Source organism: Streptomyces sp. NBC_01445 (genome assembly GCF_035918235.1).
GTDB lineage: Bacteria > Actinomycetota > Actinomycetes > Streptomycetales > Streptomycetaceae > Streptomyces.
Window position 1 is genome coordinate 2735252 of the sequence record NZ_CP109485.1, and the last position, 16244, is coordinate 2751495.

12 protein-coding genes are annotated in these 16244 nt (G+C 71.6%); 10 read left to right on the top strand and 2 right to left on the bottom strand.

Annotated elements, in window-relative coordinates:
- Window positions 1-37: 37 nt before the first annotated feature.
- From OG574_RS12665 to OG574_RS12675, 3 genes are all read left to right on the top strand, one after another.
- Window positions 38-877: a hypothetical protein gene (locus OG574_RS12665; protein WP_326773290.1), complete on the top strand. Its 840-nt coding sequence runs from the start codon at window positions 38-40 to the stop codon at window positions 875-877.
- A gap of 51 nt (window positions 878-928) precedes the next feature.
- A complete protein-coding gene (locus OG574_RS12670) occupies window positions 929-2284 on the top strand; it encodes an MFS transporter (protein ID WP_442816817.1) in 1356 nt (451 codons plus the stop codon).
- A 101-nt stretch (window positions 2285-2385) separates the two neighbouring features.
- Window positions 2386-3525 carry a lactonase family protein gene (locus tag OG574_RS12675; RefSeq protein WP_326773292.1) on the top strand — a complete coding sequence of 380 codons (1140 nt, stop codon included), beginning with the start codon at window positions 2386-2388 and terminating at the stop codon, window positions 3523-3525.
- A 97-nt stretch (window positions 3526-3622) separates the two neighbouring features.
- On the opposite strand, the gene OG574_RS12680 is transcribed toward OG574_RS12675, so the two are convergent.
- Complete coding sequence (locus OG574_RS12680; protein WP_326773293.1) at window positions 3623-4237, bottom strand: hypothetical protein; 615 nt, start codon at window positions 4235-4237, stop codon at window positions 3623-3625.
- A 398-nt stretch (window positions 4238-4635) separates the two neighbouring features.
- Here OG574_RS12680 and OG574_RS12685 point away from each other — a divergent pair, with 398 nt between their 5' ends.
- From OG574_RS12685 to OG574_RS12715, 7 genes are all read left to right on the top strand, one after another.
- Entirely contained in the window at window positions 4636-4863 is a 228-nt protein-coding gene (locus OG574_RS12685; protein ID WP_116507716.1) for a type A2 lantipeptide, read from the top strand.
- Between the two features lie 101 nt (window positions 4864-4964).
- A complete protein-coding gene (locus tag OG574_RS12690; protein ID WP_326773294.1) occupies window positions 4965-5768 on the top strand; it encodes an HlyD family efflux transporter periplasmic adaptor subunit in 804 nt (267 codons plus the stop codon).
- On the top strand, window positions 5753-8008 hold the full coding sequence (locus tag OG574_RS12695; RefSeq protein WP_326773295.1) for an NHLP family bacteriocin export ABC transporter peptidase/permease/ATPase subunit: 2256 nt from the start codon (window positions 5753-5755) through the stop codon (window positions 8006-8008). The genes OG574_RS12690 and OG574_RS12695 overlap by 16 nt, the downstream gene beginning before the upstream one ends.
- A gap of 67 nt (window positions 8009-8075) precedes the next feature.
- Complete coding sequence (locus tag OG574_RS12700) at window positions 8076-10865, top strand: NHLP bacteriocin export ABC transporter permease/ATPase subunit (RefSeq protein WP_326778450.1); 2790 nt, start codon at window positions 8076-8078, stop codon at window positions 10863-10865.
- Between the two features lie 252 nt (window positions 10866-11117).
- Window positions 11118-13742 carry a glycoside hydrolase family 31 protein gene (locus OG574_RS12705; protein WP_326778451.1) on the top strand — a complete coding sequence of 875 codons (2625 nt, stop codon included), beginning with the start codon at window positions 11118-11120 and terminating at the stop codon, window positions 13740-13742.
- Between the two features lie 325 nt (window positions 13743-14067).
- Complete coding sequence (locus OG574_RS12710; protein ID WP_326773296.1) at window positions 14068-14211, top strand: hypothetical protein; 144 nt, start codon at window positions 14068-14070, stop codon at window positions 14209-14211.
- 11 nt (window positions 14212-14222) lie between these two features.
- Complete coding sequence (locus OG574_RS12715; protein ID WP_326773297.1) at window positions 14223-15989, top strand: hypothetical protein; 1767 nt, start codon at window positions 14223-14225, stop codon at window positions 15987-15989.
- Window positions 15990-16047: 58 nt separating this feature from the next.
- Here the strand turns inward: OG574_RS12715 and OG574_RS12720 are convergent, their stop codons facing one another.
- Window positions 16048-16209: a hypothetical protein gene (locus OG574_RS12720; protein ID WP_326773298.1), complete on the bottom strand. Its 162-nt coding sequence runs from the start codon at window positions 16207-16209 to the stop codon at window positions 16048-16050.
- Between the last annotated feature and the right edge of the window lie 35 nt (window positions 16210-16244).

A 16244-nucleotide genomic window follows, 5' to 3' on the forward strand; every position in this document is an offset into this window, starting at 1 on the left:
TGGTCCGCGACCCGATCTTCGACCGGCGGAGGCCGCGATGAAACCCCCCACGCAACGACGGACAAGACGCCAACTCCTCACTCTGACGGCGACCCTGGGCGCCCTCGCGCTCGGCGCGGGCACGGCGATGGCCGCGCCCACCTGGACCGAGACCGGCACCGCGCGGGTGAGTTCACTCACCGGCAGTCAGGGCCTGGCGAGCCACGCCGACGGCTCCCTGGTGTACCGGGGCCTCGCTTCCGTACCGCTCGATCTGCGTACAGCGGGCTGGTCGCACATAGGCGACCCGGATGTGGCGCAGGGCTACACGTTCGACGCGTACCAGGGCGGCGACGCCACGACGAAGAAGATGTTCGCGGTGACGGCCCCCGACGGGAAGCGCACCACGTACGAACACACCCTGGATCAGGGCGAGTTGCTCAACAACTCGTTCGCGTCCGTGTCGCCCGACGGGCAGTGGCTGGTGGCCGGCGAGTGGGGCACGATGAACCGGCTCCAGGTCTTCCCGGCGCCCGTGCTCAACCCGTCGGCGCCCGCACCCGGCGCGAATCTCCCGCAGGCCGGGCAGATCACTCTCGACAAGCCGGTCGACAACATCCAGGGCTGCGACTTCACCGACGCCACACATCTGGCGTGCTCGTCCGACGGCTCGACGAAGGAGGTCCTGGAGGTCGCCCTGGACCGCCCGCTGGACGGCTCGCCGGTCACCGGGCACGTCACGGTCGCGTTCGCGATCCCCCAACGCAGCATCTGCTCGGGCACGTTCGAGGCCGAGGGCGTCGACTACGACACCGCGAACGGCACGCTGCGGGTGGAGATGGTGCCGCCCTCACCGTGTCTGGTGACGACGACGGTGATCTCGTACCGCAAGGGCTGACCGTGACCTCGGGCCGTAAGACCTGAGGTGTGGGACGGCGGGGTTCGGGGGATGGTCGCGATCATGACAGATCGCACGTCCCCCTCCCCGTCGGCCCCGTCCGGCCCCTCGGACCCGTCGGATCCGGCGGCCGGGGCCCTGAACACCGCTCCCCCGCGCCGCCCGCTGCGCCAGCTCCTCGCCGCCTCGGTCGGCAACGCCGTCGAGTGGTACGACTGGTACGCATACACGTTCCTGGCCACGTACATCGCGGGCCAGGTGTTCCCCAAGGGCTCGGGCAACTCCCTCGTACCGCTGCTCTCCACGTTCGCGGTGTTCGCCGTCGGGTTCTTCATGCGGCCGGTCGGCGGGCTCCTCATGGGAGCGGTCGCCGACCGGCACGGCCGCCGGGCCGCGCTGACCGTGACCATCCTGCTGATGGGCGGCAGCAGCCTGCTCGTCGCACTCACCCCGACGTACGCGGCCGCGGGCGTCCTCGCGCCCGTGGTGCTCGTCCTCGCGCGGCTGCTCCAAGGGCTGTCCGTCGGGGGCGAGTTCGCTGCCTCGACCACCTTCCTCGTGGAGTCGGCGGGCCCGGGGCGACGCGGACTGTTCTCGTCCTTCCAGTACGTGTCGACGTCCGCCGGACAGCTCGCGGCGTCCGGTGTCGCGGCGGCGCTGGTGAGCACGCTCGGCGACGGGCAGATGGACGGCTGGGGCTGGCGCGTGCCGTTCGTCCTCGGAGCGCTCCTCAGCCTGGTCGGCTTCTGGATCCGGCGCGGCGCGTACGAGACGCGCAGCGCCGAGCAGCGTGCGGCCGAGCGGCCGGGCCTCTTCGACGCGCTGCGGCATCACCCGCGCGAGTCCCTCCTGATCTGCGGCATCACCGCAGGCGGCACGCTCGCCTACTACACGTGGACGTCCTATCTGCCCACGTACGCGGAGCTGAACGCGGGCATCGACAAGGCGGACGCCCTCGTCGCGGGGACCATCGCGCTGGCCTTCTTCGCCCTGCTCCAGCCGGTCGGCGGAATGCTCTCGGACCGGTTCGGGCGCAAGCCGCTGCTCCTCTTCTTCGGCCTGGGCTTCGCGCTGCTCAGCGTGCCGCTGCTGCGCTCGCTCGGCAGCTCGTTCGCCTCGCTGCTCCTGGTGCAGTGCGCGGGGATGGTGCTGCTCACCGGCTTCACGTCGATCTCGGCCGCGGTCAACGCCGAGGTGTTCCCCGCGCGGGTACGCGCGGCGGGCATCGGGTTCCCGTACTCGCTCACCGTCGCCGTCTTCGGCGGGACGGCTCCCTATGTCGGCACGCTGTTCAAGGAGACCGGGCACGCCGGGCTCTTCCCCTGGTACGTCGCCGTGCTCTGCCTCGTGTCGTCCGTGGTGTACCTGCGGCTGCCGGAGAGCGCGCACAAGGAGCTCGACCGCTGAGGCGCATTGCACGGAGTGCAACCATGGTTGCGCCTCTTGCCAGTTGAATGGGCACGCACCAGGGTAGGAGCCACGTCACTCTGACCCCGGAGGTACCAGGAATGAGCAGCAGCACCGGCCGCCGCCGCTTCCTCGGCGGGATCGCGGCCGTCGCGGCCGGCGGTGTCGTCACGGCGGCGGCGGGTCCCGCGCAGGCGCGCCCGTCGCGCGCGGGACGGCCCCTGTACCTCGGCACGTACACATCCCAGGACGGCGGTGGCAGCGGCATCGGGCTCGCCACGTACGACGCGAGCACGGGCCGTATCACCGGGACCGGCACGATCGACGGGGTGGCCGACCCCTCGTATCTGGCGGTGCATCCGCGCGGCCACACTCTGTACGCGGTCGACGAGGGGCAGGACGGCGGTGTGACGGCGGTCCGGCTCGCGGACCAGCGCGTGCTCGGCCGGCAGAGCACGGGCGGCGCGGGCCCCTGCCATCTGTCGGTACACCCGAGCGGCCGGTGGCTGCTGAGCGCCAACTACCTTTCGGGCAGCGTCGCCGTGCACCCCATCGCCGACTCCGGGGCACTCGGTGAACGCACCGCTCTCGTCACCCACTCGAAGCCCGCGCCCGGCCCCGGCCAGGAGGGCCCGCACGCGCACCAGATCATCACGTCCCCGGACGGGCGGCACGTGCTCGCCGTCGACCTGGGCAACGACACCGTCTACACGTACCGCCTCGACACGACGGCCGGGACGCTCACGCAGGTGTCGCACGCGTCCCTGCGCCCGGGCGCGGGCCCCCGTCACCTCACGTTCCACCCGGGTGGCCGCTTCGCGTACCTCGCCAACGAGGTGGACAACACAGTGGTCGTCTGCGCGTACGACCCGGGGACGGGACGACTCACGCCCGGCGAACCCCAGTCCACCGGCACCGGTCCGGGCACCAGCTACCCGGCGCAGATCCTGGTCACGGCCGAGGGCGGCTTCGCCTACCTCGCCAACCGCGGGCACAACAGTCTGACCCGGTACGCGATCGAGGCGGACGGCGCGCGGCTGCGCCTGCTCGACACGGTGCCCGTCGGCGGCGACTTCCCGCGCCAGATCGCCTTCTCGCCGGACGGGCAACTCCTGTTCGCCGCGAACCAGAAGTCGGGGTCCGTGACCGTCTTCCACGTCGACCACTGCGGCGGCGGGCTCACCCCGGCGGAGGGTCCCGCGTTCGCCGCACCGATCGCCGTCTGCGCGCTGCCGCTGTAGCGCGGGGTCCGGAAGCCGCAGGTCAGCCGACGAGGACGGCGGGCACGAGGACGGCCGGCCGCGCGTGGGGCCGGCCGTCCTCGTGCCCGCCGTCAGGTCACCGCATGATCCCGGTGAGCGCGTCCCCTTCCTTCGCGCACTCCCACGCGCCGTCGCAACACGCCTGCCAGGACCGGGCGTCGGGTCCGAGGAGCACGACGCGCTGGCCGGCGGCCGCGGGCGTCAGCAGCGACAGGCGCAGTCCCGCGGTCTCGACGACCAGGCCGGTGGCGGTCCGGCCCGCTCCCGCCGCCGGGCCGTCCGGAAGCCGCGTGGCCTCGGGCAGGGCCTCGGCGACCTCGCCCGCCGGGTAGCCGAAGAGGTCTATGTCGTCCCACGCGACCGGCGTCGCGGGCGCGGGGTCCGTGGTGGTGACGTCGAGCCGGGACAGCCGGTCCGCTGCGCCGGGGCCGCCGCCCCGGAAGCCGAGCGTGATGCCGTCGAACTCCGCCTCGAAGGCCCAGTCCGGTTCGTGGAGAAGCCCGTTGAGCCAGGCGTCGTGCGCGTGCCGCAGCTCCGGGTACTGCTCGCGCGTCAGTGTCATGCACTGACGCCTGCGCGTGATCGCGCCCTCGGCCAGACGGGAGAGCACCTCGTCGGGCGTCATCCCGAACTGCACCGCCCCTGCACCGCCGGGCAGCGTCACGCCTGTGTCCTGCGACAACTCCAGCATCGCCCCATTGTTCACGCCCGGGCCCGGGAGACAACCCCCGTGCGGCCCCGCGCACACCTCCAGTAAACCTGCACACCGAATGCGCAGTCCGGTCACCGTGTGCTGTGAATGCGCACAACCCTCAAATGCGACCCCGGCCAAAAATGCGGGAGTGTCCATTTTGCAGAAATTCATGGAGCCCGCTCAGAAATTCGGACCTGTGGATCCTGTGAAGGGTCTGCTCCCACATCGTGAACACTCCTGCACGCGGCGGTAATTCCGTGCCCGCACAGCCTCTGACCGGGGACCTTCCGATTGGATGTGCGAGGCGTCATCGTGCTTTGATCCTCCGCACTGCGGGAGTTACGCAAGTGATTCGCGCATTCTGAGAATTACCAATGAGAAGGGCAGCTCACATCATGAACTCCACCCCCCAGGTTGAGACCCTCGAGATCTCCGACGCCGACCTCGACAACGTGTCGGGCGGCCTCGTCGGCGGTCTCGCCGCCAACCTGACCGGCACGGCCGACTCGATCGTCCCCGTCTCCGGCGTCGTCGGCGGCCTGACCGGCACCGTCGAGGGCCTGACCGGCGTCAACACCGCCGCCGTCACCGGCCTGGCCACCGGCCTGACCGCTGGTCTCTGAGCCACGGCTCTGCCAGGGCCCCGGAACCTCCCCCCGGTTCCGGGGCCCTTGGGCACTCCCGGCACCTCGCCGGACCGGAAGACACGTAAGGGAAGTACGTCGTGCAGTTCCGCCAACAGGCCCTGTCCAAACTGCAGTCGCCCGAGGAACTCGACCTTCCCGTGCGGCTCGCCAGGCCCCAGGGCGTACTTGCGCTGGCCGTGACCCTCGTCGTGATGGCGGCCGCGTCCGTGTGGGCGGTGACCGGGTCCCTCTCCTCGACGCTGCGGGTCCCCGGCGTCCTCACCCACGCGCAGGGCAGTTACGTCCTCCAGAGCCCCGTCACCGGTCAGGTCACGGGCGTGCTCGCCAAGGAGGGGCAGCGCCTCGCCGCGAACTCCCCGCTCCTCAAGGTCAGCACACCGCAGGGCGACCGCTATGTGCGGACCGTCGACGCGGGCCGCGTCACCACGCTCGTCGCCCGGATCGGCGCGGTGGTCACCACCGGTTCCGATGTGGCGACCGTCGAGAAGACCGGCGCCAAGGACCCCCTCCTCGCGATGCTGTACGTCCCCGCGGACCGCGCGGGCACGGTGCCCGTCGGAGCGGACGTCGACCTCACCGTCCAGTCGGCGCCGTCCCAGCAGTACGGCATGCTGCGCGGCCGGGTGCAGGCGGTCGGGCGCGGCGCGCAGAGCAGTCAGCGGGTCGAGGCCTTCCTCGGCGACAAGGAACTGGCCACGCAGTTCACGAAGGGCGGCCCGGCGGTCGCGGTCCTCGTGAAGCTCGTCGCGTCGCCCTCCACCAAGTCGGGTTACGCGTGGTCGTCCAAGGGCGGACCCCCGTACGCGCTCGACTCGATGACCCCCGCCTCCGGCGCCGTGCACCTCGCCGAGCAGCGCCCGATCGATTGGCTGCTCCCGTGAGCCCCTCCCCCGCAGTCCAGCAGCAGCTGCCCCCGGCCGGACACGGCCGCCGCCGCGCGCGCCCCGCGCCGAAGCCACCGCGCCGCCGCCACCGCACCGTCCGCACGCCCACCGTCCTCCAGATGGAGGCCGTCGAGTGCGGCGCCGCGGCCCTCGCGATGGTCCTGGCGCACCACGGCCGGCACGTCCCGCTGGAGGAGCTGCGCATCGCGTGCGGCGTCTCGCGCGACGGCTCGCGGGCCAGCAACCTCCTGAAGGCGGCCCGTAGTTACGGGATGACCGCGCGCGGCATGCAGATGGAGCCGGCCGCGCTCGCGGAGGTCGAGGCGCCCGCGATCCTCTTCTGGGAGTTCAACCACTACGTCGTCTACGACGGCATGGGGCGGCGCTTCGGGCGGCGCGGCGTGCACATCAACGACCCGGACAAGGGCCGCAGGTTCGTGCCCGCCGAGGACTTCGACACCAGTTTCACGGGCGTCGTCCTCGTCCTCGAACCCGGCGACGACTTCCGCACGGGCGGGCGCAGGCCCGGCGTCCTGCGGGCGCTGCCCGCGCGCCTTCGCGGCACGACGGGCACGATGCTCGCGGCGCTGCTCGCCAGCCTCCTGCTCGTCGCGGTCGGCGCGGCGCTGCCCGCGCTGAGCCGCACGTACATCGACATGTTCCTCATCGGTGACCAGACCTCGCTGCTCGGCGCGCTGTTCGCGTCGATGGGCGCGATGGTGGCGCTCACTGCCGTGCTCACCTGGCTCCAGCAGGCCAATCTGCTGCGCGGGCGCGTCATCGCGTCGACGCTGAGCAGCGCCCGGTTCTTCGGCCATCTGCTGCGGCTGCCGGTGACGTTCTTCGCGCAGCGCAGTCCGGCCGATCTGGTGCAGCGCCTCCAGTCGAACGACGCGGTCTCCGAGACGCTCGCGCGTGACCTGACCGCTGCGGGCGTCGACGGCGTCGTGGTCCTCCTGTACGCGGCTCTGCTGTGGACGTACGACCCGCAGCTCACACTGGTGGGTGTGGGCATCGCGCTCGGGAACGTCGTGGCGATGCGGATCGTGATCCGGCTGCGGGCCACCCGTACGCAGAAGCTGCGCGCGGACACGGCACGGCTCACCAACACCTCGTACACCGGCCTTCAGCTCATCGAGACGATGAAGGCGACGGGCGGCGAGAACGGGTACTTCCGGCGCTGGGCGGGGCAGCACGCGACCACGCTGGAGGAGCAGCAGCGGCTCGGGGTGCCGAGCGCGTGGCTCGGCATCGTGGCGCCGACCCTGGCCACGCTCAACAGCGCCCTGATCCTGTGGATCGGCGGCCTTCGCGCGGTCGAGGGTCATCTGTCGGTGGGCCTGCTCGTGGCGTTCCAGGCCCTCGTCACGCGGTTCACCGCGCCGATCACGCGTCTCAACGGTGTCGCGGGACGCATCCAGGACTTCGCCGCCGACGTGGCGCGCCTCAAGGACGTGGAGAGCTTCCCGGCGGACGCTCTGTACACGCGGCCCGACGCGGCGGCGAGCACGCGCCGCCTGAAGGGGCACGTCACGCTCGACGACATCACGTTCGGCTACAGCCCGCTGGACAAGCCGCTCCTCACGGGCTTCTCACTGGCGGTCGGACCCGGTCAGCAGGTGGCGCTCGTCGGCGGCTCGGGCAGCGGCAAGTCGACGGTGTCGCGGCTGATCTCCGGGCTCTACAGCCCGTGGGAGGGCACGATCCGCATCGACGGGCAGCGTCTTGAGGACATTCCGAGGGGCGCCCTGTCGGCGTCGGTGTCCTTCGTCGACCAGGACGTGTTCCTCTTCGAGGGCACGGTCCGTGACAACGTCGCGCTGTGGGACCCGTCGATCCCGGACGAGGCCGTCGTCGACGCCCTCAAGGACGCGGCGCTCTACGACGTCGTCGCGCGCAGGCCCGGCGGTATCCAGGGCCGGGTCGAGCAGGACGGGCGGAACTTCTCCGGCGGTCAGCGCCAGCGCCTGGAGATCGCGCGGGCCCTGGTGCGCCGGCCGAGCATCCTCGTGCTCGACGAGGTGACCAGCGCGCTCGACGCCGAGACGGAGCAGCTCATCATCGACAATCTGCGGCGCCGCGGCTGCGCCTGCGTCGTGATCGCGCACCGCCTCAGCACGGTGCGCGACAGCGACGAGATCGTCGTCCTCGACCACGGCCAGATCGTCGAGCGGGGCCGGCACGAGGCGCTCGTCGCCGCCGGCGGGCCGTACGCCGAGCTGGTCAAGGAGCACTGACGTGACGTACGCAGATCAGGAGTACGCGGCCGGCGACCAGGTGACCGCCTCGTTCGGCTCCCTGGGCATGCCGGTGGACTGCGCCGGCATGCGCAGCCTGAACCTCGAAGGACCGCAGGTCCTGTGGCTGGTCGTCCAGGGCGCGCTCGACCTGTTCGCGGTCGACGCGGCCGCCCAGGGCCACTGGCACTTCCTGGGACGCCTGGAGGCGGGCACCCTGCTGCTCGGCCCGGTCGAGGGACCCCAGCACACGTTGGTGGGCCGCCCGTTGCAGGGCTGCCTGCTGCGCCGCATCGGCCTGCGCGAACTCCAGCGCCCCGACTACGGCGACGCCTCATGGTCGTACGACCAGCAGTACCTCAGCCAGTACGACACCCAGGACGCCGCCCTCAGCCTCCTCGAGCACGCCTTCGCCCTGGGTGTGGGCCGCAGCCAGCGCGTCCTGTTCGAGGCACCCCTCGACGGCCGGACGGTCGGCGACGACTCCGTGGGCGACGACGACATCCTGTGGCTGCCGATCCTGCCGGGCAGCGTGCAGTACGGCGCGTCGTACAGCGCGGACACCGTGGGCGAGCTGCTCGTCGACGGCTCGATGTGGCAGCGCATGGTCAACCAGCAGTTCCGGCTCCTGTCTGCGCTCGACCGGTGGATCGAACGCCTGGAGAGCGCGCACGAGACCCGCACGGCGGCGGGCATCAAGGCGGGCGAGACCGTCCGCGAGGAGGCCGACCGGACGCTCCTCGCGTCCATCGGCCGCCAGAGCAAGGGCAGTTCACGTCGCGGCTCCTCCTCCGGGAACAGTGACGACGCCACGTACGCGGCGTGCAAGCTGGTCGCGGGCGCGGCCGGGATCACGCTCGCGGCGCCCGAGCGCAGCGGCGCCGTCAGCGACCGCGTCGACCCGGTCGAGCAGGTCGCCGTCGCCTCACGGATCCGCACCCGTGCGGTCCGCCTCGACGGGCGCTGGTGGCGCGAGAACGCGGGCCCCCTGGTGGGGCACCGGGCGTCCGGCACCCCGGTCGCGCTGCTGTGGCGCCGCGGCGGGTACGAGGCCGTGCATCCGTCGAGCGGGCGGCGGACCCGGATCGACGAGGACAACGCGGCGGAGTTCGAGCAGCGGGCGGTCATGCTGTACCGGCCGCTGCCCGACCGGGCGCTGAGCCCGCTGCGGCTGCTGCGGTTCAGCGCGCGCGGCACGCGGGCCGACGTGCGCAATCTGCTGCTCGCCGGGCTCGTGACGGTCGCGATCGGAGCCCTGGTGCCGGTCGCCACGGGGCGGGTGCTCGGCGTGTACGTGCCGAACGCCGAGACGGATCTCATCGTCCAGGTCTCCCTCGCGGTCATGGTGACGAGCATCGTGTCGGCCGCGTTCATGCTGCTGCAGAATCTGACGATCCTGCGCATGGAGGGCCGGATCGAGAGCGCGCTCCAACCCGCCGTGTGGGACCGCCTGTTGAGGCTCCCGACGCGGTTCTTCGCGTCGCGGTCCACGGGTGAGCTGGCGAGCGCCGCCATGGGCATCAGCTCGATCCGCCGTCTCATGTCCGGCGTGGGCCCGGTGGTGGTGCAGTCCGGCACGGTCGGCGCGATGAACCTCGTCCTGCTCCTCCTCTACAGCGTCCCCCTGGCGCTGACCGCGCTCGCCATGCTCGCGGTGATCGCGGGCGTGTTCCTCACCCTCGGGCTGTGGGAACTGCGCTGGCAGCGCCGCCTCGTCGTGCTCGGCAACAAGCTCAACAACCAGGCGTTCCAGACGCTGCGCGGCCTTCCGAAGCTGCGGGTCGCGGGCGCGGAGAGCTTCGCGTACGCCTCGTGGGCCGGGGAGTTCGCGCGCAGCCGCGAGCTCCAGCGGCGCGCGGGCCGCATCAAGAACCTGACGACGGTCCTCAACGCGGTCTATCTGCCCCTGTGTTCGCTCGTGATGTTCATGCTGCTCGCGGGCCCCGCGCGGGGCACCCTCTCCGCGGGCGACTTCCTCACGTTCAGCACCGCGGTGACGATGCTGCTGTCTTCCGTCACGCAGCTCACGGGCGCCCTGATCTCGGCGGCGGCCGTCCTGCCGATGTTCGAGCAGATCAAGCCCGTCCTCGACGAGGCACCCGAGGTGCGGGCCGCCAGCACCCAGCCGGGCGAGCTGACCGGCGAGATCGAGGCGCGCGGCGTGTCCTTCCGCTACACGGACGACGGGCCGCTCGTCCTCGACGACGTGAACCTGTCCATCAGGCCGGGCGAGTTCGTCGCGGTCGTCGGTCCGAGCGGCTGCGGCAAGTCCACGCTCCTGCGCCTCCTCATCGGCTTCGACAAGCCGGTCTCGGGCGGTGTCCTGTACGACGGCCAGGACCTCGGCGCGCTCGACCAGGCCGCCGTGCGCCGGCAGTGCGGCGTCGTCCTGCAGAACGCGCAGCCGCTGACCGGGTCGATCCTGGACTGCATCTGCGGCGCCGAGGTGTTCACGCAGGAGGAGGCGTGGGAGGCGGCGGCGATGGCGGGGCTCGCCGAGGACATCAAGCGGATGCCGATGGGCCTGCACACGATGATCGCCGGCGGCGGCGCCATCTCCGGCGGCCAGCGGCAACGCCTGATGATCGCGCAGGCGCTGATCCGCCGGCCGCGCATCCTGTTCTTCGACGAGGCCACGAGCGCGCTGGACAACGAGACCCAGCGCACGGTCATCGACAGCACCCGCGCCCTGAACGCCACGCGTGTCGTCATCGCCCACCGCCTGTCCACGGTGATGGACGCGGACCGGGTGATCGTCATGGCGGACGGCCGGGTCGTCCAGCAGGGACCGCCGGCCCAGCTGCTCGCGGACACGAACGGACGGCTGCACGAGCTGGTGCGGCGTCAGATGGCCTAGGGCCTCCCGTTCGGATCAGGCTGGGCTCGCGGGGACGCGGCCCGTGCAAGGACATTGACAGAACCCCTCAACCCTGTGAACCTTCGTGCTCGAAGTTGCTCGAAATGGCAATAGTTCAAGCACTGGCAAACATCGACCGGCCGGGCTCCATGGGTCACTCGGGTTGAGCGGAGATGCACCTTGCACGGATTGCGAAGACTGCGGCAACGGCGGCTGAGACGGCAACGCCCGTCTCGCGGGGGCACCTTGGCGGTGATCGGCACGGCCGCACTCCTCGGCGCGACCCTCCTCGGGGCCCCCGCCCAGCAGGCGAAGGCGGCGACTCCGGGCAGCGGGGTGCTCGACGACGCCCACAAGAGCGTGACGTGGCAGAGCCCGGTGTACGCCGCGGGGACCGTGGGCGATCCCGGCAAGTGCCCGGCGGCCGCTGACGACCCCGACAACAAGGTGTGCGACCGCTTCGACCTCAAGGTGTCGGTCCCTGACGGCTACTGGGACGACAACCCCGAGGGCGGTGTCCCCGTCTCGATCGAGTGGGCGAAGCAGCCCACCGACGACTTCGACATGTACGTCTTCGACGACGCGGGCAAGCAGGTCGCCGCCAGCGCGGGCACGGCCGACCCCGAGGCCACGGTGATCCCGAAGGCCGACGGCACGTACCACGTCGTGGTCGTCCCCTACGACGTGCACGACAACTCCTTCGTCGGCAAGGCGTATCTGCCCGAGACGACCGACGCGGGCGACCTGACCTCCTTCACGGGCAAGGACGGCAGCTACAGCATCGGCGCCGGCGCCCTGAAGGCGAGGGCCGACTTCCTGGCAGGCGGTCAACTGCGGCTCCAGGCCGACCCGTCCGGCGCGTTCAGCGACCCGGCCGGTTCGCAGATCGTGCGCAAGCAGCCCACCCTCGACAAGCACACGTCGTCCTTCGACGCGGGCGCGTACTACGGCATCCGATCCGCCGGCGCCGTCCTGCGCGTCTACAAGCAGCCCCTGCGCTTCGGCCTCTACAAGGCCGACAACAGGACGCGGATCTGGCAGGAGGACAAGCCCTTGCGCTGGTCCACCGGCGGCATGCGGCAGAGCCTGGAGCGCGGCAAGGACGAGCAGTTCTTCGGCGGCGGCGAGCAGAACGGCTCGTTCTCGCACCGCGACAGGACGGTCTACGTCGCGAACAACACCAACTGGAACGAGGGTGGTTACAACAACTCGCAGCCGTTCTACCTCTCTTCGGCGGGTTACGGCGTCTACCGCAACACCTTCGCCCCCGGCGTCTACGACTTCGGCCCCTCGGTCCACACGGGCCAGCAGGAGCGCCGCCTCGACGCCTACTACTTCCTCGGTGACGCGAAGAAGGTGATCGGCGGCTACACCTCGCTGGTGGGCAAGCCGTTCATGCCGCCGGTGTACGGCCTCGAACCCGGCGACGCCGACTGCTATCTCCACAACGCCAACCAGGGCGAGCGCCACACCCTCGACTCCCTCAAGGTCGCCGACGGGTACGTCGACCACCAGATGCCGCTCGGCTGGATGCTGGTCAACGACGGCTACGGCTGCGGCTACGAGAACCTCGCCGAGACCGCGAAGGGCCTCCAGGAGCGGGGCGCCGAGATGGGGCTGTGGACCCAGGACGGCATCGACAAGCTCGCCGACCAGGTGAAGGCCGGGCAGCGTGTAGCGAAGCTCGACGTCGCCTGGATCGGCAACGGCTACGGCATGTCGCTGGACGCCTGCGACAAGGCGAAGGCCGGCATCGAGGACAACAGCGACGCGCGCGGCTTCGTCTGGATGCCCGTCTCGTGGGCGGGCGCGCAGCGCTGCGGCGTGCTCTGGAGCGGCGACCAGAAGCTGTCGTGGGACTTCGTGCGCTGGCAGATCCCGACGTACGCGGGCGCCACGATGTCGGGCATCGCGTACAACTCCGGCGACGTGGGCAGCATTTACAGCCACGACGCCAAGATGTACGCGCGTGACCTCCAGGCCAAGACGTTCCTGCCGGCCATCATGACGATGGACGGCTGGGCCACGGACATGACCACCGGCAAGAAGATCAACCAGCAGCCGTGGGTGGACGGCGAGCCCTACACGTCCATCAACCGCAAGTACCTTCAGCTGCGCGAGCGCCTGCTGCCGTACCTGTACACGCTGTCCGCCGAGGCGGCGAAGACCGGCGTCGGCGGGGTGCGCCCGCTCTACCTGGAGTACCCGGACGACCCCGCGACGCTCGGCGCGAACGCCAAGTACGAGTACCTGGCGGGCGACGACTTCCTGGTCGCCCCGGTCTACAAGGACTCGGACACCCGCGACGGCATATACCTGCCCAAGGGCACGTGGACGGACTACTGGACGGGCAAGACCTACAAGGGTCCGACCACGATCGACGGCTACCACGCACCCGTCGACACGCTCCCCCTCTTCGTCAAGTCCGGTGCGGTCGTGCCGATGTGGCCGAAGGGGACGACGTCGTACAAGTCCCGTGACGTCCATGAGCTGGACTGGGACGTGTATCCGCAGGGCCGGTCCTCCTACACGCTGTACGAGGACGACGGCGTAACGCGCGACTTCGCCAAGGGCGCGTCGGCGACGCAGCGCGTCACGGTCGACCAGGGCAAGCACTCGACCGAGGTCAACGTCGGTGCGAGCAAGGGCAGTTACCAGAACAAGCCCGACGCCCGCGCGCACCGGTTCACCGTCCACGGCGAGAGCGCGCCGCGCCGGGTGTCGGCGGAGGGGCACGCGCTGCCCCGCGTCGGCTCGGCGGACGCGCTCGCGGCGGCCGGGTCGGGCTGGTACTACGACGCGGACACGGGGGTGACGACGGTGAAGACCGCGCGCCAGTCCCTGGACCGCGGCTTCACGGTGACGCTGCGGCGCTGATCCGCAGGGCGGAGTGAGGCGGGGGCGGGTCCGGTGGTACGGGCCCGCCCCCTCTCCGTTTCCGCGGACTGCCGTATCGCGTGCGCAGGCCTCCGGACGCCGACCCCGACCCCGCGCCGCACCAGGCGGTTTGCTGGTGCGACGCGGGCTGCTCGTACGATGTCCGCGAGTACGTTCGGGCCAGCGCACGGAGGGAGGGGCGAGGGTGTCGGCTACAGCCGATTCGCGGCGTCGTGTCCGCGTTGCGCCCGGCCGGTTCCTCCCGCCGGAACCCCGTCCACCACGCCGACCAGCACGTCTTCGGCCCGATGATAGGTTCAAACGCGTGATATCGACGGGGCCACTGAGCCGTACGGCGCTGAGCGGAGTCACCTTGGTGGGTGAGCGCAGACGCGTCGCACTCGTGCTGCCGTCCCGCGAGCCGCTCGACGTCGGTGTGTACGGGCGTCTGCTCGGCACCTTCGCGTAAGGGCTCGGGGAATGACGCAGAGCGACTGGCAGAACAACGTACTGCGGGACCTGCTCAGGCAGACCCAGGCACAACTGGGCGGGGAGGGCGGCGAGATGACGGCGTCGGACATGTCGAGTTCCGAGGTAGCGGGGCGAGGCGCCGGGGCCGAGGGAGAGGCGGAGCCCTCAGTGGCACCTCCGCCCGCCCCCGGGCGCGCACCGCTTCCGCGCCGGCGCCCCAACACGTCTCCGTCACCGGACGCGGGGCCTGGCCCGTCGCCCTCACCGCCGCTCGACCCGGACGACGACGCTGCGGGTGAGCCGATCTCCCCCACGGCCACCCCGGCGCCGCGCCGGACGGCGTCACTGGCGGCACGCCTCGCGGCGGGCCGGGCGGACCGACCGACTCCGCCGACCGACGCGGACGCGGTCCCGGTCCCGGCGGCCTCAACCGACGCGCCCGCCGACGCCCCGCCGCCCCCGAAGCCCTTGGCGCCAAAGTCCGAACCCGGCAGCACGGGCACGTCACCCATACCGAACGTGTCCATCGAGATCGACAAGAAGGCCACCCCAACACCCGCGCCCCCGCCCCTGCCCGACATCACGGACGCCGTGCCCGTCCTGGTGGCAGCCACCCACTCCCCGGCCCCGGACGCCCCAACCCCCGTCCCCCAAGCCGACATCAGGGACGCCGCACCCACCCCCGACGCGCCTGCCCCACCCCCGAACCCCCCGGCCTCCCACCTCCCCTCCGCCCCGCCTCCCTCAGGACTCCCCGCCCCCTACACCCCCGCGCCCGCGCCGACCCCCCAGCCGCACGCGCCCGCACCTCACCCCCCAATCGCCCCCACCCCCCGCTCGCGGAACCCCCGGCTCCCCGCCTTCACCCCCGAGTCCGTCCCCACCGTCGACCCGCGGCTGGCCGGGGCGCTCGGGCGGGCTCAGCGCGGGGACACCGTGGCCAGGCGCACGGGACACTCGCTGCGCAGGCTCGCCTCGTCCGCCGCGCCGGGAGTGTCCGAAGAGACGCGTCTCGCGCGGGAGGTGCAGCAACCGGTGGCCAACGGCCGGGTGGTCGCCGTGACATCCATCCGCGGAGGCGTGGGCAAGACCACCGTGTCCGCCCTCCTCGCCCGCACCCTCAACCACTACCGGCACGACCCGGTGCTCGCGCTGGAGGCGGACGCCGCACTCGGCACGCTGCCCGTGCGGCTGGGTGCCGAGTCGGTGCGCTGGTCGTGCCCCGACCTCGCGCAGATCCTCAAACCGTCGATGCGACTCACCGACGTCACCGGCTATCTCGTGCCGGTCACCGACGGCGGCTGGCTGCTGCCGGCGAGCCAGGGCCGCGTCGGAGCCCCGCTGGACATACGTACGTACCGGACGGTGTCGCTCGCCCTGCGACGCTACTTCGCGGTGACGGTCGTGGACTGCGAGACGCTGCCGGGCGAGGTGGCGCGTACGGCGATGGACACGGCGCACGCGCGCGTGGTGGTCGCCCCGATGACGGCGGAGGGTGTGGGCGGCACGCGCGTGGTGCTCGACTGGCTGGCGCAGCTCCCGAAGGCGGCCCTGGCCAGTACCGTCGTCGCGCTCACGTCGAGCGCGCCCGACATGACGCTCGACCTGAAGGCGGCGACCGCACATCTGCGCGAGACGGGTGTCGCGGTGGTGCACCTGCCGTACGACCGTCACCTGGCGGCGGGAGGCCCGATCCGGACGGCGCTCCTGTCGGAGGCGACACGCCGCGCGACCACGGGTCTGGCGGCCGAGGCGGTGCAGCGGGCGGCGAGGTAGCGGCGGCGCACCGGTGGGCACACCCGCCCGGCCCGCTCATCCCCGGATACGAGCCGGCCTAGGTGATCAGGGCTATGAACAGGGCGACTGGAGGGACGACGAGACCTGCGGCCATCAGCCAGCCCGTCCTCTCCGTCGTCCTTTCGCCGACCTTGATGCACAGCGGTGCCACCAGGGCGAGATAGAGGAACAGCGGCACGACGATGATGCCGAGACCCATGATGACTCCTCGAGTCCTTTCGGCGGGCGTCCGAG